This window comes from Bradyrhizobium sp. S3.3.6 (assembly GCF_040546905.1).
GTDB lineage: Bacteria > Pseudomonadota > Alphaproteobacteria > Rhizobiales > Xanthobacteraceae > Bradyrhizobium > Bradyrhizobium cytisi.
In genome coordinates, this window is sequence record NZ_JBEPOT010000002.1 from 445043 (window position 1) to 464878 (window position 19836).

General features: G+C 65.0%; 19 protein-coding genes. 12 read left to right on the plus strand and 7 right to left on the minus strand.

Annotated elements, in window-relative coordinates; translation table 11 throughout:
* Position 1: 1 nt before the first annotated feature.
* Positions 2–604 carry a DNA-3-methyladenine glycosylase gene (locus tag ABID59_RS06735; protein WP_148752276.1) on the minus strand — a complete coding sequence of 201 codons (603 nt, stop codon included), beginning with the start codon at positions 602–604 and terminating at the stop codon, positions 2–4.
* Between the two features lie 130 nt (positions 605–734).
* On the opposite strand from ABID59_RS06735, the gene lipA reads away from it, so the two are divergent.
* The 3 genes from lipA (at position 735) to ABID59_RS06750 (ending at position 3518) form a co-directional block, all read left to right on the plus strand.
* The gene (lipA, locus tag ABID59_RS06740) at positions 735–1691 is read left to right on the plus strand and encodes a lipoyl synthase (protein ID WP_354082845.1); all 957 of its coding nucleotides are present in this window, start codon (positions 735–737) and stop codon (positions 1689–1691) included.
* Positions 1692–1697: 6 nt separating this feature from the next.
* Positions 1698–2180, plus strand: a complete 483-nt coding sequence (locus tag ABID59_RS06745) for a type II toxin-antitoxin system RatA family toxin (protein WP_354082846.1) — start codon at positions 1698–1700, stop codon at positions 2178–2180.
* Positions 2181–2741: 561 nt separating this feature from the next.
* Positions 2742–3518, plus strand: coding sequence for a mechanosensitive ion channel family protein (locus ABID59_RS06750; protein ID WP_354082847.1), 777 nt, complete (start codon positions 2742–2744; stop codon positions 3516–3518).
* Between the two features lie 6 nt (positions 3519–3524).
* On the opposite strand, the gene ABID59_RS06755 is transcribed toward ABID59_RS06750, so the two are convergent.
* Together ABID59_RS06755 and ABID59_RS06760 are read right to left on the minus strand one after the other, a co-directional pair.
* Positions 3525–4136, minus strand: a complete 612-nt coding sequence (locus ABID59_RS06755) for a CinA family protein (RefSeq protein WP_354036824.1) — start codon at positions 4134–4136, stop codon at positions 3525–3527.
* Positions 4137–4139: 3 nt separating this feature from the next.
* The gene (locus ABID59_RS06760; RefSeq protein ID WP_354082848.1) at positions 4140–5336 is read right to left on the minus strand and encodes a bifunctional 2-C-methyl-D-erythritol 4-phosphate cytidylyltransferase/2-C-methyl-D-erythritol 2,4-cyclodiphosphate synthase; all 1197 of its coding nucleotides are present in this window, start codon (positions 5334–5336) and stop codon (positions 4140–4142) included.
* 283 nt (positions 5337–5619) lie between these two features.
* Between ABID59_RS06760 and dusB the strand changes: the two genes are divergently transcribed.
* The 7 genes from dusB to hflX all read left to right on the plus strand — a co-directional run bounded on the left by dusB (position 5620) and on the right by hflX (position 15247).
* Positions 5620–6621 (plus strand): tRNA dihydrouridine synthase DusB, encoded by a 1002-nt coding sequence (gene dusB, locus ABID59_RS06765; protein ID WP_354036822.1) that lies wholly within the window; start codon positions 5620–5622, stop codon positions 6619–6621.
* Positions 6618–7793 (plus strand): two-component system sensor histidine kinase NtrB, encoded by a 1176-nt coding sequence (locus ABID59_RS06770; protein ID WP_148752261.1) that lies wholly within the window; start codon positions 6618–6620, stop codon positions 7791–7793. The genes dusB and ABID59_RS06770 overlap by 4 nt, the downstream gene beginning before the upstream one ends.
* A gap of 9 nt (positions 7794–7802) precedes the next feature.
* The gene (gene ntrC / locus ABID59_RS06775; RefSeq protein ID WP_148752259.1) at positions 7803–9245 is read left to right on the plus strand and encodes a nitrogen regulation protein NR(I); all 1443 of its coding nucleotides are present in this window, start codon (positions 7803–7805) and stop codon (positions 9243–9245) included.
* A 391-nt stretch (positions 9246–9636) separates the two neighbouring features.
* A complete protein-coding gene (locus ABID59_RS06780) occupies positions 9637–11970 on the plus strand; it encodes a sensor histidine kinase NtrY-like (RefSeq protein WP_354036821.1) in 2334 nt (777 codons plus the stop codon).
* Between the two features lie 18 nt (positions 11971–11988).
* Complete coding sequence (gene ntrX, locus ABID59_RS06785) at positions 11989–13359, plus strand: nitrogen assimilation response regulator NtrX (RefSeq protein WP_148752256.1); 1371 nt, start codon at positions 11989–11991, stop codon at positions 13357–13359.
* 248 nt (positions 13360–13607) lie between these two features.
* Positions 13608–13856 carry an RNA chaperone Hfq gene (gene hfq / locus ABID59_RS06790; protein ID WP_007591126.1) on the plus strand — a complete coding sequence of 83 codons (249 nt, stop codon included), beginning with the start codon at positions 13608–13610 and terminating at the stop codon, positions 13854–13856.
* Positions 13857–13867: 11 nt separating this feature from the next.
* Positions 13868–15247 (plus strand): GTPase HflX, encoded by a 1380-nt coding sequence (gene hflX, locus ABID59_RS06795; RefSeq protein ID WP_187434958.1) that lies wholly within the window; start codon positions 13868–13870, stop codon positions 15245–15247.
* Between the two features lie 149 nt (positions 15248–15396).
* Here the strand turns inward: hflX and mazG are convergent, their stop codons facing one another.
* Entirely contained in the window at positions 15397–16257 is an 861-nt protein-coding gene (mazG, locus tag ABID59_RS06800) for a nucleoside triphosphate pyrophosphohydrolase (protein ID WP_354082849.1), read from the minus strand.
* A gap of 125 nt (positions 16258–16382) precedes the next feature.
* Here mazG and queC point away from each other — a divergent pair, with 125 nt between their 5' ends.
* Positions 16383–17096: a 7-cyano-7-deazaguanine synthase QueC gene (queC, locus tag ABID59_RS06805; protein ID WP_354082850.1), complete on the plus strand. Its 714-nt coding sequence runs from the start codon at positions 16383–16385 to the stop codon at positions 17094–17096.
* Positions 17097–17194: 98 nt separating this feature from the next.
* Here queC and ABID59_RS06810 read toward each other — a convergent pair whose 3' ends face one another.
* The 3 genes from ABID59_RS06810 to nthA are packed head-to-tail and all read right to left on the minus strand — an operon-like array spanning position 17195 to position 18863.
* On the minus strand, positions 17195–17572 hold the full coding sequence (locus tag ABID59_RS06810) for a nitrile hydratase accessory protein (protein WP_354082851.1): 378 nt from the start codon (positions 17570–17572) through the stop codon (positions 17195–17197).
* A complete protein-coding gene (gene nthB / locus ABID59_RS06815; RefSeq protein ID WP_354082852.1) occupies positions 17572–18231 on the minus strand; it encodes a nitrile hydratase subunit beta in 660 nt (219 codons plus the stop codon). The genes ABID59_RS06810 and nthB overlap by 1 nt, the downstream gene beginning before the upstream one ends.
* Positions 18228–18863: a nitrile hydratase subunit alpha gene (gene nthA, locus ABID59_RS06820; RefSeq protein WP_148752246.1), complete on the minus strand. Its 636-nt coding sequence runs from the start codon at positions 18861–18863 to the stop codon at positions 18228–18230. Before nthA ends, nthB begins: the two co-directional genes overlap by 4 nt.
* A gap of 122 nt (positions 18864–18985) precedes the next feature.
* Here nthA and ABID59_RS06825 point away from each other — a divergent pair, with 122 nt between their 5' ends.
* Positions 18986–19792, plus strand: coding sequence for an enoyl-CoA hydratase/isomerase family protein (locus ABID59_RS06825; protein WP_354082853.1), 807 nt, complete (start codon positions 18986–18988; stop codon positions 19790–19792).
* The last annotated feature ends 44 nt before the right edge of the window (positions 19793–19836 follow it).

Sequence of the window (19836 nt, forward strand, 5' to 3'; positions counted from 1 at the left end):
CTTATTTCGGAAACGGCTTGCTGAGGAATTTCGAACCCCTGACGCCATAGCGCCAGGGCAGCTCGACGGCCTTGGTGATGCCGATGCGGATCCCGGTCGCGACCTCGACATCCTCTGTCCGCGCATGCAGCGCGATCGGCGGCCGGTCCAGCGGCAGTGTGTTGTGCGCGATGGTGATCCCAAGCGCTTCGGTGAGCTTGCCCGGGCCCGAGCAGAGCGCGTGCAGATCCTGGAGGTGGCGGCGGCGGCGCATCGCGGCGAGGCCATGCGTCGGCTCCAGCGCGCGGATCAGCACGGCGGCGGCCGAGCCTTCCGCCTCGCAGACGAAGTTGACGCACCAGTGGATGCCGTAGGAACGGTAGATATAGGCAAAGCCGGGCGGGCCGAACATGATCCGGTTCCGCGGCGTCGGGCCGTTGTAGGAGTGCGCCGCCGGCTCGGTATGATGATAGGCCTCGACCTCGACGATGATCCCGCCGACGCCATCGACCAGCATGGTCGCGCCGATCAAATCGGGCGCGACCTCGCGGACATTGCGGTCGAAAAAGCCGCGCTTCAGGGCTTTGCCGAGCCGCGGTGTGGAAGTCTTCGAGGTTGGAGCCATTCGACGTGAGAATCGCCAGAGAACAGAGCAGGATATTGCCCATATCTGCCATGTTCCCTGAAGCAGGGCGAGCCGGGTTGCAGCAGACAACCAGACCGACTAGGTAGGACCTGAACAGACCGGACACCCCATGGTCGTTATTGTCGATACCATCACGAACCCGTTGCGCCCGCGCCACCCCGAAAAGGTGAACCGCCCCGATTCCGCTTCGCCGCCGAAGCCGGACTGGATCCGCGTGCGCGCCCCTAATACCCGCGGCTATGCCGACACGCGCAACATCGTGCGCGCCAATGGCCTGCACACGGTGTGCGAGGAGGCGGGCTGCCCGAATATCGGCGAGTGCTGGGACAAGAAGCACGCGACCTTCATGATCATGGGTGACACCTGCACCCGTGCCTGCGCCTTCTGCAACGTCAAGACCGGCATGCCAAATGCGCTGGATGCGGCCGAGCCGCAGAACGTCGCCGAGGCCGTCGCCAAGCTGGGACTCGCCCACGTCGTCATCACCTCGGTCGACCGCGACGATCTCGCCGATGGCGGCGCCGAGCATTTTGCACAGACCATCCGTGCGATCCGGACCGCGTGCCCCTCGACCACGATCGAGATCCTGACGCCCGATTTTCTTCGCAAGGAAGGCGCGCTTGACATCGTCGTCGCGGCCAAGCCCGACGTCTTCAACCACAATCTCGAGACCGTGCCGTCGCGCTATCTCAGCGTGCGGCCCGGTGCGCGCTATTTCCATTCGATCCGGTTGTTGCAGCGGGTCAAGGAGCTCGATCCCGCGATCTTCACCAAGTCCGGCATCATGGTGGGCCTCGGCGAGGAGCGCCACGAGGTGCAGCAGGTGATGGACGACCTGCGCTCCGCCGACGTCGACTTCCTCACCATCGGGCAGTACCTCCAGCCGACGCGCAAGCATCACGCCGTGATGCGCTACGTGCCGCCGGACGAGTTCAGTTCTTACGAAAAGGTCGCCTACACCAAGGGCTTCCTTATGGTGTCGGCGAGCCCGCTCACCCGTTCGTCGCATCATGCCGGCGAGGACTTTGCGAGACTGAAGGCTGCGCGGGCCGCAACGGCCCGCTGAACCGCTATGCCCAAATTTTCGAGCAAGCGCCGTGTCAATCACAGCGCATCCAAGATGTTTGATCTGGTCGCCGACGTCGAGCGCTACCCGGAATTCGTGCCGCTGTGCAGCGCGCTGAAGATCCGTCAGCGCATGGCGAAACCCGACGGCACCGAGGTGCTCGTCGCCGACATGACGGTGTCGTTCAAGCTGGTCAAGGAATCCTTCACCAGCCGCGTGACGCTCGATCGCGCCAATCTGAAAATCCTGGTCGAATATCTGCAAGGTCCGTTCAGCAATCTCGAGAACCGCTGGACGTTCGAGCCCAAAAGCCAGCAGGAGGGCCATGACGTTTGCGATGTAGGCTTCTTCCTCGCCTATGAATTCAAGAGCCGCATGCTGGCCATGCTGATGGGCTCGATGTTCGACGCTGCGTTTGCGCTCTTCTCGGCCGCGTTCGAGAAGCGGGCCGATGCGATCTACGGCCGGCCGAAGCTGGCGTCGTCCTGATCAATCCACCGCCTTCACCACATCCGGCGGCTGCGAGGCGTAATAGGCCACTCATGCCTCGATGAGCGACGGTGACAAGTGCAGTTTGTGCCAAAACGCTGGGGAGTGACGGAACACCCCTTGCCGTGGACGGCACATCTGGACCGGCTGCTTTTCGTGAGGAGGACAATTACAGTCCGAGTCGGGCGCAGGGCTTGTGTAGCGGGACCCAGGAGACATGGCGCGCTGGAAACAATCGTGGAGCGACGACGACCTCAATCGGCTCAGGAAACTTGCAGGGACCAAGCCAATCACGTTGATCGCGAAGGAGCTCGGTCGGACCACGGGAACTGTGCTCGCGAAGGCGATCGAGCAAAACCTTCCCGTCATCCATCGGATCGAGCGAACCTCGCAAGGATCGGACCTGCCTTGAATGTCGAATTCCCGCCGATAGATACCGGGGAATTCAGGTCGACCTCACCTATGCGATCCAGCAACGGGCGTCTGACGGTCGGTCGGGCTCGAAAGGGATCGTTCTACGCAACTGCGAGTTCTCAACCGAATGTTCCGGTTGGAGATATCATGACCATCAATTTCGACACGCTGAAAGCCTCGCTTGTCCTGTATGGGTTCAACGCGATCTACGCGATCCTGCTGCTTGCAATCGGCTGGTACCTGTCCGGCGCCATGCAGCGCGTCGTCACGCGCATGCTCGCCGTCGGCCATCGCGTCGATCCGCTCGTCACTCTGTTCGTGTCCAGTGTCACGCGCTACGGCGTGCTGGCGGTGGTCGGCATCGCCGTGCTCCAGTTGTTTGGCATCCAGACCGCAAGCCTCGTTGCGGTGTTGGGCGCGACGTCCCTCGCAATCGGTCTGGCGCTACAAGGCACCCTGTCCAATCTCGCGGCCGGCGTGATGCTGCTGCTGTTCCGGCCCTTCCACATCGGCGATGACGTCGAGGTCGGCGGCAAGGCCGGCAAGGTGAGATCGCTGTCGCTGTTCATGACCGAGCTGGTCGCGGCCGACAACACGCAGATTCTGTTGCCGAACGGGCAGGTGTGGGGCGCGGCGATCATCAATCACAGCGCCTATCCCGGCACGGGCGAGGTCAAGGTGACGTTTCCGGTCCGGGCAGGTTCAGCCAATACGCTCGCCGACCAGATCTTGAAGGAGTTGCGCGACGATCCCCGCGTCGACGCGCGGACCGAGCCGTCCGTCAACGTGTCCAAGGTGATCGCCGCCGATCCGGCCGCGCCTGTCGTGGAATTGACGGTGAGCGCGAAGGTGAAGCCGTCGGATACCGATGCGGTCAAGCAGCGTGTGCTGGACCACGCCAGCGCGCTGCTGGCGGCGGCGTAGCGTGCATCAGCCCCGCGGCGACCGCGGTGGCCGGCGCTTCACCACATGCCGGCGTGGCGAGCGGGTGACGCGGGGACGCAGTCTCGTTGCGGCGGCGGTGCGGCGCGGCTTGGCCGCGGCCTGCGGGCCGCGGGCGAGCTCCATCAGCATGCGCAGCGCCTCGACCACCGAGCGCTGGCGGACCGCCGTGCGGCCGATCGCGCCAAAACGCTGCTCGCGATGGATGATGCGGCCGTCGCGCGCAGCAGCGGCAAAATGGACGAGGCCGACCGGCTTGCCGGGCGTGGCCCCCCCGGGGCCGGCAATGCCGGTGATGGCCACCGCAAGATCGACGCCAGCACGCTCCAGCGCGCCGACCGCCATCGCGGTCGCGGTCTCCTTGCTGACGGCACCGAAATTGGCGAGCGTGCTGGCCTCGACCCCTAGCATCGCGCGCTTGGCGTCGTTGGAATAGGTGACGAAGCCGCGATCGATGACGTCAGACGAGCCGGGGATGTCGGTCAGGGCGCCGGCAACAAGACCGCCGGTGCAGGACTCGGCGGTCGCGATCGTCAGCTTGCGCATCCGGCACAAATCGAGCAGCGAGCGGGAGAGGGCGCGTGCGTCGCTGCCGCCCATGGCCTAGACGCTCCAAATCTTCTCGTTAAACGGCAGGCGAATGGTGGCGCTCGCGGTGGCCGCGATGCCTTCCTCGCGGCCGGTGAAGCCGAGCCGCTCGCTGGTCGTCGCCTTCACCGCGACGCGGGAGATGTCGACGCCGGAGATCTCGGCGATGCGCGCGCGCATGGTGTCGCGTAAGGGACCGATCTTCGGCCGCTCGCAGATCATGGTGACTTCGAGATTGGCGACGCGGCCGCCGCGCGCCGTGACGCGCTCGATGGCGTATTTCAGAAACCGGTCGGAGGAGGCGCCCTTCCACTTGGCATCGCTCGGCGGGAAGTGCGAGCCGATGTCGCCGTCGGCCAATGCACCGAGGATCGCATCGACCAGCGCATGCAGGCCGACATCGCCGTCGGAATGGGCGAGGAAACCCTTGGTGTGCGGCACGCGCACGCCGCAGAGCATGAGATGGTCGCCGTCGCCGAAGGCGTGCACGTCATAGCCCGTGCCGGTCCTGATGTCGCCGAGCAGGCTGGCCAGGCGCGCTTCCTCGCGCACGAAATCCTCGGGAGTGGTGAGCTTCATGTTGGCAACATCGCCTTCAAAGGTCGCAACCGTCAATCCCGCCCATTCGGCGATCGCGGCATCATCGGTGAAATCGCCTCGTCCGTCCTTTGCCGCGCGACGATGCGCCTCGAGGATGACGTCGAAACGAAAGGATTGCGGCGTCTGCGCGATTCGTAGACTTGCCCGATCGGGCGTGTCCTCGACATTGCCGTCCGCGCTGGTGACCTTGATGGTGTCGGTGACGGGAACGACGGGGATCGCCGCGCCCGTCCGGCTTGCCGCTTCGATCGCCCGCGAGATCACGCCGGCCGAGACGAAGGGACGCGCGGCGTCGTGGATCAGGACGATGTCGGGCTTGTGCCTGGCGAGCGCTTCGAGACCGGCGAGCACCGAGGCCTGACGCGTCGCGCCACCATTGGTCGGCGCCTCGTGCTGCAGCCCTGCGACCGTTGCCGTGAACATGGCGCTGTCGTCGGGGTTCACCACCGGTTGCACGGCGAACACGTCGGCGTGGGTGCTGAAGGCTTCCATGGCGCGGTAGATCACGGGCACGCCGCCGATCTCACGATATTGCTTCGGGCTGCCCGCGCCTGCGCGCAGGCCACGACCGGCCGCGACAAGAACGACTGCGGTGCGCTGTGATTTCGCCATAGGACTCAAATATTCGACTGTTTAAGGAGAGGCGCCGGGCATGGGGTGATTGCCGGCATGCCTCTAGCACGGCAGGCCCGCAAAAAAAGGGGTTTCCCCGGATTGTGGGATTCAGCATTTTGCTGCACTGCACTTGAAAGATTTGCAGAACTGTCTAAACTGTAGGCATGGCGCTTGACTGCACAAGAATTGTGCGCAAGATAGGCCATGGCAGGCGCGATGAGGCCCCTGTCCACTCAATGAGACCGCTGTGACCGGCCCGGCAAGATCAGGCTCTAAGCCGTTGAAAATAGGCGATATTGAAATCGCTACCCCGGTCTTCCTGGCACCGATGTCGGGAGTGACGGATTCACCCGTCCGCCGGCTGGCCGCCGAACTTGGGGCGGGTCTGGTCATCTCCGAAATGACGGCCAGCGATGAGCTCGCTAACGGTCACCGCATGTCGCGGTTGCGCTGCGAAGCGGCCGGGATCGGGCCGCATGTGGTCCAGCTCGCCGGCTGCGAGGCGCATTGGATGGCGGAAGGCGCCCGGATCGCCGAGGCCGAGGGCGCCGACATCATCGACATCAACATGGGCTGTCCCGCCCGCCACGTCACCGGCGGCCAGTCAGGCTCGGCCCTGATGCGCGACCTCGATCATGCCGTCAGCCTGATCGAGGCCACGATTGCCGCTGTGAAGGTTCCGGTGACACTGAAGATGCGGCTCGGCTGGGACGACCGCACCCGCAACGCGCCGGAGCTCGCGCGTCGCGCGGAGGCCGCCGGCATCAAGCTCGTCACCGTGCATGGCCGCACCCGCTGCCAGTTCTACAAGGGCGAGGCCGATTGGGATGCGATCCGCGCGGTGCGAGAGGCCATTTCCATTCCGCTCGTCGTCAACGGCGACATCACCACGTTCGAGAAGGCGCTCGCGGCGCTCGAAGCTTCCGGCGCCGATGCCGTGATGATCGGCCGCGGCGCACAGGGCCAGCCCTGGCTGCCTGGCGAGATCGGCCGGCGCCTGAACGGCGGGGCGGCGGAAGCCACGCCGTCGCTCGCAACGCAGCTGCATTATGTCCGCACGCTCTATGAGGGCGTCTGCGCGCTCTATGGCCTGCGCGTGGGCCTGAAGCACGCGCGAAAACATCTCGGCTGGGCGCTTGATGTCGCGGCCGGTGCGAGCGGCGCGCCGGTCGAGACGCTGAAGGCCTGGCGCCGGAACATCCTCACATCTGAGGATCCGGGCCTCGTCCACCGCTCACTTCAGGATGCCTTCGACGATTTCGCATGGAGCGCCGCTGCATGAGCTCAGCTGCTGACCATCGCCGGCCGCTTCTGTCCGAGAGCGACGCGATCCTGGATGCCTTGCCCAATCCCGTGCTGATGATCGGACCGGACGGCAAGATCGTCGCAGCCAATATTGCGACCGAAGCGTTCTTCGATATCTCGACGCAGTTCTTGAAGCGGCAGTCGCTGAAAGAGCTGGTGCCGTTCGGCAGTCCCTTGCTGGCGCTGATCGACCAGGTGCGCTCGTCGAACTCGCCGGTCAATGAATACAAGGTCGATCTTGGCACACCGCGCATGGGCGGCGACCGCCAGGTCGATCTGCATGTCGCGCCGCTCACCGAACGGCCCGGCCACATCGTGGTGATGCTTCAGGAGCGCTCCATCGCCGACAAGATGGACCGGCAGCTCACCCATCGCAGCGCCGCCCGTTCGGTGATTGCGCTGGCCGCCATGCTGGCACACGAGATCAAGAACCCGCTCTCCGGCATCCGCGGCGCGGCACAGCTGCTGGAGCAGCAGGCCTCGTCCGAAGACCGCATGCTGACCCGCCTGATTTGCGACGAAGCCGACCGCATCGTGACGCTGGTCGACCGCATGGAGGTATTCGGCGACGAGCGGCCCGTGGTGCGCGGCCCCGTCAACATCCATTCGGTGCTCGACCACGTGAAGCGGCTGGCGCAGTCGGGCTTTGCCCGCAACATCCGCTTCATCGAGGATTACGATCCGTCGCTACCGCCGGTGCTGGCCAACCAGGACCAGCTGATCCAGGTGTTCCTCAATCTGGTGAAAAATGCCGCCGAAGCGCTGATCGACGTCCCCGACGCCGAGATCCAGCTCACCACCGCGTTCCGGCCCGGCGTGCGCCTGTCGGTCCCCGGTCAAAAATCCCGGGTATCCCTGCCGCTTGAATTCTGCGTGAGGGATAATGGACCAGGCGTGCCGGACGATCTTCTGCCCAATCTGTTCGATCCCTTCGTGACCACCAAGCAGACCGGCTCTGGCCTCGGTCTCGCGCTGGTCGCCAAGATCATTGGCGATCACGGGGGCATCATCGAATGCGAGTCTCAGCCGCGCAAGACCACCTTTCGCGTGCTGATGCCGATGTATTCCACATCGGTGAAACATCCCGATCACAGCAGTCGCGACGGCTCTGCCGGGAAGTCGTCGTCTGCATCACAGGGGGCAAAATGAGGATTAACGATGCCCGCAGGTAGCATTCTCGTAGCTGATGACGACACCGCCATCCGCACGGTTCTCAACCAGGCGCTTTCCCGGGCCGGGTATGAAGTCAGGCTGACCGGCAATGCCGCGACGCTGTGGCGCTGGGTCAGCCAGGGGGAGGGCGATCTCGTCATCACCGACGTGGTGATGCCGGACGAAAACGCCTTCGACCTGCTGCCACGGATCAAGAAGATGCGGCCAAATTTGCCGGTCATCGTCATGAGCGCGCAAAACACCTTCATGACGGCGATTCGCGCCTCCGAGCGCGGCGCCTATGAATATCTGCCAAAGCCCTTCGACCTGAAGGAGCTGATCGCCATCGTCGGCCGTGCACTCGCCGAGCCGAAGGAGCGGGTCGCGACGCCTGACGACGACGCCGAGATGGAGGCGATCCCGCTGGTCGGCCGCTCGCCGGCGATGCAGGAAATCTACCGCGTTCTCGCGCGGCTCATGCAGACCGACCTCACCGTGATGATCACGGGCGAGTCCGGCACCGGCAAGGAGCTGGTGGCGCGCGCGCTGCACGATTACGGCAAGCGCCGCAACGGCCCGTTCGTTGCGGTCAACATGGCGGCTATCCCGCGCGACCTCATCGAGTCCGAATTATTCGGCCATGAGCGCGGCGCCTTCACCGGCGCCAACACCAGAGCGTCGGGCCGCTTCGAGCAGGCCGAGGGCGGCACGCTGTTCCTCGACGAAATCGGCGACATGCCGATGGAGGCGCAGACCCGCCTGCTGCGCGTGCTGCAGCAGGGCGAATACACCACGGTCGGCGGCCGTACGCCGATCAAGACGGACGTGCGCATCGTCGCTGCCTCCAATAAGGATCTGCGCGTCCTGATCCAGCAGGGTCTGTTCCGCGAGGATCTTTTCTTCCGCCTCAACGTCGTGCCGCTGCGGCTGCCGCCCTTGCGCGAACGTATCGAGGACCTGCCCGATCTGATCCGTCACTTCTTCGCGCTGGCCGAGAAGGACGGCCTGCCGCCGAAGAAGCTCGATTCGCTGGCGCTGGAGCGGCTGAAGCAGCATCGCTGGCCCGGCAACGTGCGCGAGCTCGAAAACCTCGCCCGGCGCCTCGCTGCCCTCTATCCGCAGGACGTGATCACGGCCTCCGTCATCGACGGCGAGCTCGCGCCGCCCTCGGTCAGCCCAGGTGCTGCGGTCCAGCAGGGCGTCGACAATCTTGGCGGTGCGGTGGAGGCCTATCTCTCGTCGCACTTCCAGGGCTTCCCGAACGGCGTGCCGCCGCCGGGCCTCTATCACCGCATCCTCAAGGAGATCGAGGTGCCGCTGCTCACTGCCGCGCTGGCCGCCACCCGCGGCAACCAGATCCGCGCCGCCGATCTGCTCGGCCTCAACCGCAACACGCTGCGGAAGAAGATCCGGGATCTCGATATCCAGGTGTATCGGAGCGGGGGCTAATTTCGGAACGGCGGCTCAGCTCCCCCTGCCAAAGGTGAGCTGAGCCTGTCCGCATCATCGGGCTGAAATGTTCCGCCGGATCTGACCAGGAGCGCCACGACCGGCTGCGTATTGGCATCTCCGCCGTCTGGTCCTGCCTGCTGGGGCCATTGACCAAGAGGTCAGTGGCCACGATCAGCAGCAGCATCGCCGTCACCGTGATCACGAGAAAAATCCTGTCCATGCCGGGTCAAGCCGGGATGGCCTGATTCTGTTCCGGCCGCCACCCCTGTGGATGCGCTCGTCCGTCGCGGCGCGGACGCCGTGGAATTGTCACAATTCGGCAACAATGTGGTACGAATACATCAGTACCCGCCCATCGCGGACCCGTTTTCAGCACCCCATTGCCGGAATGACCAGCGCAGACACCTCGGCCGCATCCTTTGACACGGCCCCAGCGGAAGAGCCCCGGCGTTGGTCGGTGCGGCGCTGGCTGGTGCCGTTTGCGGTGGCGCTGGCGCTGTTGTCGGGCCTCCTGACCTTCCTGGTCCTCACCGGCCTCACCAGGATCGATCCGACGCCGGAGGTGGTCCGCTCGTTCTACCTGATCAATGCGGGCACGATCCTGCTGCTGGTCGGCATCATCGTGCGCGAGCTCTGGCAGCTGATCCTGGCGCGGCGGCGGGGCAGGGCGGCGGCGCGCCTGCATGTCCAGATCGTCAGCCTGTTCTCGATCGTCGCGGTGCTGCCGGCGGTGCTTGTTTCCGTCGTCGCCAACGTCACGCTCGAACGCGGTCTCGACCGGCTGTTCTCGGGGCCGACCAAGGAAGTCATCCAGAACTCGCTGGATATCGCACGGGCCTACATGCAGGACCATGCGCAATTGATCCGCGGCGACATCATCGGCATGGCCAATGACATCGCCCATGCAAGGCCACTCTACGACCAGGATCGCCGGTCGTTCCGCGAGCTGCTGACCGCCAGCGCCGGCTCCCGCAACCTGCCGGGCGCGATGATCATCGACAAGAACACCAATATCCTGGAGTCCGCTGACACCGGCATGCGACTGGCCTATTCGCCCCCGGCGCCGGACTTCCTCAGCAACGTCAACGAATCCGAGCCCGAGATCGCGGTGTTGCCAGATGCGAGCTACGTCGCGGCAGTGATCCGCCTGCGCGCCTTCAGCGACACCTTCCTGTACGTGGCACGGCCACTCGATCCGAAGGTCGTCAGTCAGCTCAAGCAGACCGAGATCAGCGTCGCCGAATACGCCCAGATCGAGTCGCGCCGGCTCGGCATTCAGGTGGCGTTTGCGCTGATGTTTGCGGTGATCGCGCTGACCATCCTGATGGCCTCTGTGCTGATCGGCCTGAACTTCGCCAACTCGTTGGTGGCGCCGATCCGGCGGCTGATGAACGCGGCCCACACCGTCTCGACCGGCGACCTCCATGTGAAGGTGCCCGTGCATCAATCGGAAGGCGATCTCGCCCAGCTCGGCGAGACCTTCAACAAGATGACGCAGGAATTGCGCAGCCAGCGCGACGAGCTCGTCAACGCCAGCGACCTCATCGACAGCCGCCGCCGCTTCATCGAGGCGGTGCTGTCCTCTGCAAGCGCCGGCATCATCGGCGTCGACACCTCGGGCAGCGTCGGCATCCTTAACCGCTCCGCCGAGAAGCTGATCGGGCATTCCGAGGCCGAGACGCTCGGTCATCCGCTCTCCGACGTGCTGCCCGAGCTCGACGAGATGATGAAGACGTCGCGGGAAGGGACCCAGCGCCTGGTGCAGGGCCAGATCACGATCACGCGCGACGGCACCGAGCGAAATCTTTCAGTGCGCGTCAGCGCCGAGAAGAACCAGCCGCACGACAGCTACATCATCACGCTCGACGACATTACCGAGCTGGTGTCGGCGCAGCGCACCTCGGCCTGGGGCGATGTCGCGCGCCGTATCGCCCACGAGATCAAGAACCCGCTGACGCCGATCCAGCTCTCCGCCGAGCGCATCCGCCGCAAATTCGGCAAGGACATTACCGAGGCCAAGGACAAGCAGATCTTCGAGCAGTGCACCGACACCATCGTGCGCCAGGTCGACGATATCAGGCGCATGGTCGACGAGTTCTCGCGCTTTGCGCGGATGCCGAAGCCCGTGATGGAAGGCGAGGACGTCGCCGACACCGTGCGGCAGGCGGTGTTCCTGATGAAGGTTGCCCATCCCGAGATCGAGATTGAGGCCGAGTTCAGGGACGATCCGCTGCGCGCCCAGTTCGACCGGCGGCTGATCTCGCAGGCGGTCACCAACATCATCAAGAACGCCACCGAGGCGATCGAGCAGGTCCCGGCGGAGGAGCTCGGCAAAGGCCGTATCGACGTCGTGGTGTCGCGCGAGGACGAGGACGTGCTGATCGACGTCGTCGACAACGGCATCGGCCTGCCCAAGGTCGCGCGTTCGCGGCTGCTCGAGCCCTATGTGACGACGCGCGCCAAGGGCACCGGCCTTGGCCTCGCCATCGTCGGCCGCGTGCTGGAAGACCATGGCGGCCGCATCGAGCTGAAGGACGCCTCCGACTTCCGCGAAGGCCAGCGCGGCGCCTGGATGCGTATGCGCTTTGCGATCTCCGGCGAGGCCAAGAAGGCCGAGGGAGCCGAGCAGGCGCAGGAAACAAAAGAGCCGGCGGGCGAAACCAAAGAGCCCGCTGAAAAGACCAATGATTCAACGAAAATCGAAGCCTCATCAGGCATCTGACAAGATAGGCGCGACCCCATGGCAAGTGAAATTCTGATTGTCGATGATGAGGCCGATATTCGGGATCTCGTTGCGGGCATCCTCGAGGACGAGGGTTTCGTCACCCGAACCGCACGCGACAGCGACTCGGCCTTGGCCGAAATCGCCAATCGCCGGCCGCACCTGGTGTTCCTCGACATCTGGCTGCAGGGCTCCAAGCTCGACGGCTTGCAGCTGCTCGAGCAGGTCAAAAAGGACAATGCCGATCTACCTGTCGTGATGATCTCCGGCCACGGCAACATCGAGACCGCGGTCGCCGCGATCAAGCGCGGGGCCTATGACTTCATCGAGAAGCCGTTCAAGGCGGACCGGCTGATCCTGGTCGCCACCCGCGCGCTGGAAAACTCGCGGCTCAAGCGCGAGGTCAAGGAGCTGAAGCAGCTCGCGCCGAGCGCCAGCCAGCTCGTCGGCCGTTCCCCGAGCGTGAACCAGCTGCGCCAGACCATCGAGCGCGCGGCCAAGGCCAACAGCCGCATCCTGATCGTCGGCCCCGCCGGCGCGGGCAAGGAATTGGCCGCCCGTACGCTGCACACGGCCTCGGGCCGCGCCGACGGCCCCTTCGTCGTCATCAATGCCGCCGCGATCACGCCGGAGCGGATGGAGCACGAGCTGTTCGGCGTCGAGCAGTCCAACGGCGAGCAGCCGCGCAAGGCGGGTGCACTCGAGGAAGCCCATGGCGGCACGCTGTTCATCGACGAGATTGCGGACATGCCGCGCGAGACCCAGAACAAGATCCTGCGCGTGCTGGTCGAGCAGTCGTTCCAGCGCGTCGGCGGCACCGGCAAGGTTCAGGTCGACGTCCGAATCATCTCCTCGACCGCGCGCAACCTCGAGGAGGAGATCGCGGTCGGCCGTTTCCGCGAGGACCTCTATCATCGGCTTTCGGTGGTGCCGATCCGCGTGCCCGCGCTCTCGGAGCGGCGCGAGGACATTCCGGAGCTGATCGACTATTTCATGGAGCAGATCTCGGCCGGCAGCGGCCTGCCCAAGCGGCAGATCGGGCAGGACGCGATGGCGGTGCTGCAATCGCATGTCTGGCCGGGCAATGTGCGCCAGCTCCGCAACAACGTTGAGAGAGTCATGATTCTGGCCGCGGGCGGACCGGAGGTGATTATCACCGCCGATATGCTGCCGCAGGATGTCGGCTCGATGGTGCCGGCGATGCCGACCAGCAACAATGGCGAGCACATCATGGGCCTACCGCTGCGCGAGGCTCGCGAAGTGTTCGAGCGCGACTATTTGATTGCTCAGATCAGCCGTTTTTCAGGAAATATTTCTCGCACGGCCGAGTTTGTTGGCATGGAACGTTCGGCGCTGCATCGGAAGTTGAAGGCGCTGGGCGTCGGCTGAGGCCCCGGCGCCCCGGTCAGACCGCAGGGATAAGCGAGAAAAATCATCGATTTCCGTAGTTTTTCGGGGCAATCGAGCAGGCCCTGCCGCGTCAAGCGGCTTGCCTAACAAGCCGACCTGTCCTCTAATTGATCTGCCGTTCCTCCGAGGGGGATCTCATGAGGGACGGCAACCGGAAGAAGGCCTCTTTTTTGAAAACAGGGTCACGACCGGCGCAATAAAAAGAAACTCAAAGCGAGAAAAAAACAATGGCGGCAGACCGCGCACAAAACCTGCAGGACACTTTCCTCAATCACGTTCGCAAAACCAAAACGCCACTGACGATCTTTCTGGTCAACGGAGTGAAGCTCCAGGGCATCGTGACCTGGTTCGACAATTTCTGTTTGCTGCTTCGGCGCGACGGTCATTCGCAGCTCGTCTACAAGCATGCGATCTCGACCATCATGCCGGGCGCTCCGATCCAGCTGTTCGAAGGCGGCGAGGATCAGCCGGCTTGAGAGTGATCTGATTGGAACCCCGGAATTTCGACGGGGATGCCGACCGTCCGCGGTCGGCAGGGGCTAAGCAGACGGGGCGGGTGCTTGTCATCGGCCCCTATTTGCGAGTGCGCGCAGGCGGTGCCGACGCGCAATCGGAGAGTCACATCCAGCGCGATGCCGAGGCCCGGCTCGACGAAGCCGCCGGCCTCGCGCGCGCCATTGATCTCGTCGTTGCCGACGCCATCATCGCGCCGATCAGCCAGATCCGGCCCGCGACCTATATCGGCAAGGGCAAGGTCGAGGAGATCGCCGCGCTGGCCAAGAGCCTCGACGCCGAGCTCGTGGTGATGGATTGCGCGCTGGCGCCGATCCAGCAGCGTAATCTCGAGAAGGAGCTGCACGCCAAGGTGCTCGACCGCACCGGGCTCATTCTGGAAATCTTCGGCCGCCGCGCCAAGACCAAGGAGGGCTCGCTCCAGGTCGAGCTTGCGCATCTCAATTACCAGCGCTCGCGCCTGGTGCGATCGTGGACCCACCTCGAGCGCCAGCGCGGCGGTTTCGGCTTCATGGGCGGTCCCGGCGAGACGCAGATCGAGGCCGACCGCCGCCTGATCCAGGAGCGCATCTCCAAGCTCGAGGGTGAGCTGAAGAAGGTGCAGGCGACGCGGCGGCTGCATCGCGCCGGTCGCCAGCGCGTGCCGTATCGCGTGGTCGCGCTGGTCGGCTACACCAATGCCGGCAAGTCGACGCTGTTCAACCGCCTGACCCGTGCCGACGTGCAGGCCGCCGACATGCTGTTTGCAACCCTCGATCCCACCTTGCGCGCGCTGACGCTGCCGCATGGCGGCAAGGCGATGCTGTCGGACACCGTCGGCTTCATCTCCAATCTGCCAACGCAGCTCGTCGCCGCCTTCCGCGCCACGCTGGAAGAGGTGCTGGAGGCCGACGTCATCCTGCATGTGCGCGACATCTCGCACGAAGATGCCGAGGCGCAGCAGAGCGACGTCGATGCCGTGCTGCGCCAGCTCGGTATCAATCCAGATGACTCGGGCCGCATCATCGAGGTCTGGAACAAGATCGACCGCTACGATGCCGAGCAACGCGAAGAGCTGCTCAACATCGCAGCGCGCAGGCCCGAGGATCATCCGGCGATGCTGGTCTCGGCTGTATCAGGCGAGGGGATCGACGCACTGCTCGCCACGATCGAGGAACGGCTGGCGGCCACGCGCACCACGCTCGACCTCTCCATCGACGCCGCCGACGGCGCCGGCATCTCCTGGCTGCACCGCAATTCCGAAGTGCTGGCGAAAGAGCTGCACGACGGCCGCTTCGACATGACCGTGCGGGTGGACGAGACCAAGCGGGATATCGTGGTGAACAGGTTCGACGCCGTGCCGCGCGTGGCGTGATCTCTCCCCACGTCGTCCCGGACAAGCGTAAGCGCAGATCCGGGACCCATGACCACGGACGGCTGGAATGGCACGCTGGTGGCTCCAGCCTGCTTCAACATGTACGGTCGGGGTAATGGATCCCGGCCTTCGCCGCGACAACAGCGGAGTTAGCGGCGCGCTCCATTGCTGCTCTGGGCAGCAGGAGCGTTCTGCTCGTCACCCTTCGCCTCGTTCCACAGCGCATCCATCTCCGCCAGCGATGCCTGCTCCAATGTCCGGCCCTGCGCCTCCAGCGCCCGTTCGATGAACGCAAAGCGCCGCTCGAATTTCGCGTTCGTCGCGCGCAGCGCTGCTTCCGGATCGGCGTCGACATGGCGGGCGAGGTTAACGAGCGCGAACATCAGGTCGCCGGTTTCTTCTGCGATCTCCCGCTTGTCGTTGCGGTCGAGCGCGGCTTCGATCTCGTCGGCTTCCTCGCGGATCTTTTGCAGGACCGCGCGCGGGTCGTTCCAGTCGAAGCCGACGGTCGAGGCCTTGCGCTGCAGCTCCATCGCGCGCGTCAGCGCGGGCTGGCCGGCCTTGACGCCCGACAGCAGCGATTTATGCGGCGGCGTTGCCTCCGGCGGCCGGCGCGCGGCGCGCTCGGCCTTCTCTTCGGCCTTGATGCGGTCCCAGACTTCCTTGACGTGGGAGGCGGCGAGATTGCCGTCCTTGTCGGCGAAGACGTGGGGATGACGGCGGATCATCTTGCGGGTGATGGCCTCGACGACATCGCCGAACGCAAAGGCGTTCTGCTCCGAGGCCATCTGGGCGTGGAACACCACCTGCAGCAGGAGGTCGCCGAGCTCCTCCCTGAGATCGTCGAGATCGCCGCGGTCGATGGCGTCCACCACCTCATGCGCTTCCTCGATCGTGTAGGGCGCGATGGTCGCGAAATTCTGCTCGAGGTCCCAGGGGCAGCCGGTCACCGGCGTGCGCAGCGCGGCCATGATCTCGATCAGGCGGGAAATGTCGCGGGAAGGGGTCATTGCGGGGCAGTCTCCTGGGTCCAGAACCTTATGCCAAAAGCGGGCCGCCGATCCCAGCACCGGCATGCGGAACAGGCCAATTCCACCGATTGGCGGGCCGCTTCCGCAGTGCTAAAGCGCGGGCCATGAGTGACGCATTTTCATCACAAACCGCGCTGGTGCTGTTCTCCGGCGGCCAGGATTCCACCACCTGCCTCGCCTGGGCGCTCAGCCGTTTCGCGCGCGTGGAAACGCTGGGGTTCGCCTACGGGCAACGCCACGCTGTCGAGCTCGATTGCCGCGACCAGTTGCTCGAGGGCATCAAGGGTCTTCGCGCGGATTGGGCCGCAAAGCTTGGCGAGAGCCATACGCTGTCGATCCCGACGCTGGCGGCTGTCTCCGAGACCGCGCTGACGCGCGATGTCGCGATCGCGATGGGCGCCGATGGATTGCCCAACACCTTCGTGCCCGGCCGCAACCTGGTGTTCCTGACCTTCGCCGCGGCATTGGCCTACCGGCGCGGCATCACAGACATCGTCGGCGGCATGTGCGAGACCGACTATTCCGGCTATCCCGATTGCCGCGACGACACCATTCGCGCGATGCAGGCTGCGCTCTCGCTCGGCATGGCCCGCAAGTTCGAGCTTCATACGCCGCTGATGTGGATCGACAAGGCGGCGACGTGGAAGCTGGCGCATGACCTCGGCGGCGCGGGACTCGTCGATCTCATCCGGGAACAGTCTCACACCTGCTATCTCGGCGAACGCGGCGCGCAGCACGAGTGGGGTTATGGCTGCGGGGAGTGTCCGGCGTGCAGCTTGCGGGCGAAGGGCTGGCGGGAGTTTGTGGCGGGAAGGTAATTCCGCCGTCATTGCGAGGAGCCCTTGCGACGAAGCAATCTAGACTGCCTCTACGGAGAGATTCTGGATTGCTTCGCTCCGCTCGCAATGACGGAGGCCTACCGAAAATCCTCGTCCCGCAGCTCGATCGGCTTGCCGTGCGGCGTGCGATCCGCCGCGTGGTCCCAGGCGTCGCGGTAGCGATGCAGGGTCTCCGTCGATGCGACGCCTTTGCGCGCCACCAGCCCTTCCAGCGTGGCTAGCCAGTGCAGATAGTAGGTCTCGCCGGTGTCGGGGTCGCCGGCGGCCTGCGCTCGCTTGATTTCGGAGGCCAGCGCTGCGGCCCATTCCGGCCAGGTGAACACGCCGCGGTCGTGCAGCGTCAGCGCCATCGCAAAGGCATGCGCTTCCCAGGGTGCGCGGAACACCGGGCCGTCGCCATCGCGCGGAATGCTCGGAATGGCCGCCGTCGCGGCGGCAGCAGCCTTGCTGCTCATCACGCCGGATCCAGATAGGGCTCGAACGCGTCGATCGAGACTTTCAGCGTCGGATCGCCATCCGCGCCCCAGAGATCGCGGCCTTCGAACACGACGGTGTAGAGCCATTGCGGGTTCTCGCCGAGGTCCATCGCCGCCGTATCCGGAAACACCTGGCAACCGTGGTTCAGCTCGACCACGCCGACATGGCCGCGCACATAGCGTGGCAGCCGTGTGTGCGTGGTCGGATGGATGTTTTTCGCACGGACACGATCGCCGATGCTGAACCTGGCGGGCGCAGGCGCTGGGCGGGCGAACTTGCCGCGCACCATGATGCGCTCGACATTGGCGAGGTCGAACTTGCCGTGCTTGAGCGCCTTGCCGGGCTGCATCGCATGGCCGGCGGCGACTTCCTCGCGGGTGAGGTAGCCTTTCTCGATCAGCATCTCCTCGAGCCCGAGGAACCACTTCTTGTAGTAGGAGCTCGAGAGATAGACATGCGGCGGCAGCGTCTCGCGATAGAATCGCGAGGTGTCGATGTTGAACGCGCCGGCCGCGCCCATCGCGCGCACCATCGCCAGCACGCGGGACTCCCACGCCTCGTGGAACATCGGCTCGTTCGGCTCGGGCTCGACCTTGCCAAAACCGTCCATGCCGCCCATGTCGTGGACGCCGTTCACGACGGGGCTCCGGGCGTCCTGGGGAATCCCGTACCGATCATCGAGTCTCGCGTAACGAGGCCGGCGAGCTGCTCCTCGCTCCAGCCTTCCGCGCCCGCGGGGCGCATCGGCAGCACCAGGAAGCGCGTCTCTGCCGTGGAATCCCAGACCCGAATTTCCATGTCCGTCGGCAGCGTCACGCCGAAATCGGCAAGCACGCCGCGCGGATCCCTAACCGCGCGCGAGCGGTAGGGCGAGGCCTTGTACCAGACCGGCGGCAGCCCGAGCATTTCCCAGGGGTAGCAGGAGCACAGCGTGCACACGACCATGTTGTGACGCTCGGGCGTATTCTCGACCACGACGAGATGGTCGCCGACGCGGCTGACGTGGCCGAGCGTTCCGATCGCCTTGCTGCCGTCCTCCAGCAGCGCCTTCTTGAACGCCGGATCGCTCCAGGCCTTGGCGACGACGCGCGCGCCGTTATGTGGACCGATCTTGGTCTCGTACGCTTGGATGATGGCGTCGAGCGCGGCCGGCTCGACATAGCCTTTTTCGGTCAGAATCGTCTCGAGCGCGCGCACGCGCAGCTCGGTCTCCGACAGTTCCGAATGATCGTGGTCGTGGTGATGATGGTGGTCGTGATCGTGGCTCATGGCGAAAGATTAAGCGAAACCTTCCCTGCCTGTCGAGGGTTCGTTGCAGCGCAATCCGGCCACGTATTCGTGACGGCGTTTGTGCGCTACGATCAGGCAAAAATCAGCTTCGGAGATGCGCCATGAAGGACTTCGTCAAGATCGAGAAGGGCCTCGGTCCCGAGGGGCGGATCGCGGTGGTGCGGTTCGACCGCCATGATGGCATCAACGCCTTGTCGCCGGAGGCGATGCGCCAGCTCACGGCGGCGGCGCGCAGCTTCGAGGATGATGCGGCGACGACCGCCGTGGTGTTGATGGGCAATGCGGGCGCGTTCAGCGCCGGCTTCGACCTGAAGGACGCCGAAGGGCGCTCGCGCAAGGAGATGGATCTTGGTGCGCTGCGGCGGCATCTCAAGCTCGGGCCGCGGCTCACCCATGCCTGGCATGAGATGGAGCAGATCACCATCGCTGCGATCGAAGGCTTTTGCGTCGGCGGCGGTGTGGCGCTGGCGGTCGCGCTCGACTTCCGCGTGATGGGCAGCGATGCGCATCTGCGCGTGCCCGAGATCGGGCTCGGCATGAACATGAGCTGGCAGAGCATCCCGCGCATGCTGCATCTGATGGGGCCGGCCCGCACCAAGCAGGCGGTGATCCTGGCCGACGAGCGCATCTCGGCTGACGAGGCCTATCAATGGGGCCTGGTGGAGCAGGTCGTCGATCCCGGCAAGGCATTCGACGCGGCGATGGAGCTCGCGTGGAAGGTCGCCGCACAGCCGCCGCTCTCGGTCGCGATGACGAAGCTGACCGTCAACCGGCTCGCGCATGCGCTCGACGATCTCGCCAGCCACATGGATATCGACCAGTTCGCGCTGGCGAGCCTCAGCGAAGACCACAAGGAGGGCGTCGAAGCGTTCCTGACGCGGCGCAAACCTAAGTTTGGAGGAAGGTAGCCAACCCTTTCTTTACCGCTTTGCGCAGGAGAGACGCGCCGCAA

Excerpts from the sequence above, each read along its gene's own strand:
- ABID59_RS06735 (WP_148752276.1), bottom strand. The coding sequence starts at position 604 with ATGGCTCCAACCTCGAAGACTTCCACACCGCGGCTCGGCAAAGCCCTG.
- lipA (WP_354082845.1), top strand. The coding sequence starts at position 735 with ATGGTCGTTATTGTCGATACCATCACGAACCCGTTGCGCCCGCGCCAC.
- ABID59_RS06745 (WP_354082846.1), top strand. The coding sequence starts at position 1,698 with ATGCCCAAATTTTCGAGCAAGCGCCGTGTCAATCACAGCGCATCCAAG.
- ABID59_RS06750 (WP_354082847.1), top strand. The coding sequence starts at position 2,742 with ATGACCATCAATTTCGACACGCTGAAAGCCTCGCTTGTCCTGTATGGG.
- ABID59_RS06755 (WP_354036824.1), bottom strand. The coding sequence starts at position 4,136 with ATGGGCGGCAGCGACGCACGCGCCCTCTCCCGCTCGCTGCTCGATTTG.
- ABID59_RS06760 (WP_354082848.1), bottom strand. The coding sequence starts at position 5,336 with ATGGCGAAATCACAGCGCACCGCAGTCGTTCTTGTCGCGGCCGGTCGT.
- ABID59_RS06770 (WP_148752261.1), top strand. The coding sequence starts at position 6,618 with ATGAGCTCAGCTGCTGACCATCGCCGGCCGCTTCTGTCCGAGAGCGAC.
- ntrC (WP_148752259.1), top strand. The coding sequence starts at position 7,803 with ATGCCCGCAGGTAGCATTCTCGTAGCTGATGACGACACCGCCATCCGC.
- ABID59_RS06780 (WP_354036821.1), top strand. The coding sequence starts at position 9,637 with ATGACCAGCGCAGACACCTCGGCCGCATCCTTTGACACGGCCCCAGCG.
- ntrX (WP_148752256.1), top strand. The coding sequence starts at position 11,989 with ATGGCAAGTGAAATTCTGATTGTCGATGATGAGGCCGATATTCGGGAT.
- hfq (WP_007591126.1), top strand. The coding sequence starts at position 13,608 with ATGGCGGCAGACCGCGCACAAAACCTGCAGGACACTTTCCTCAATCAC.
- mazG (WP_354082849.1), bottom strand. The coding sequence starts at position 16,257 with ATGACCCCTTCCCGCGACATTTCCCGCCTGATCGAGATCATGGCCGCG.
- queC (WP_354082850.1), top strand. The coding sequence starts at position 16,383 with ATGAGTGACGCATTTTCATCACAAACCGCGCTGGTGCTGTTCTCCGGC.
- ABID59_RS06810 (WP_354082851.1), bottom strand. The coding sequence starts at position 17,572 with ATGAGCAGCAAGGCTGCTGCCGCCGCGACGGCGGCCATTCCGAGCATT.
- nthA (WP_148752246.1), bottom strand. The coding sequence starts at position 18,863 with ATGAGCCACGATCACGACCACCATCATCACCACGACCACGATCATTCG.
- ABID59_RS06825 (WP_354082853.1), top strand. The coding sequence starts at position 18,986 with ATGAAGGACTTCGTCAAGATCGAGAAGGGCCTCGGTCCCGAGGGGCGG.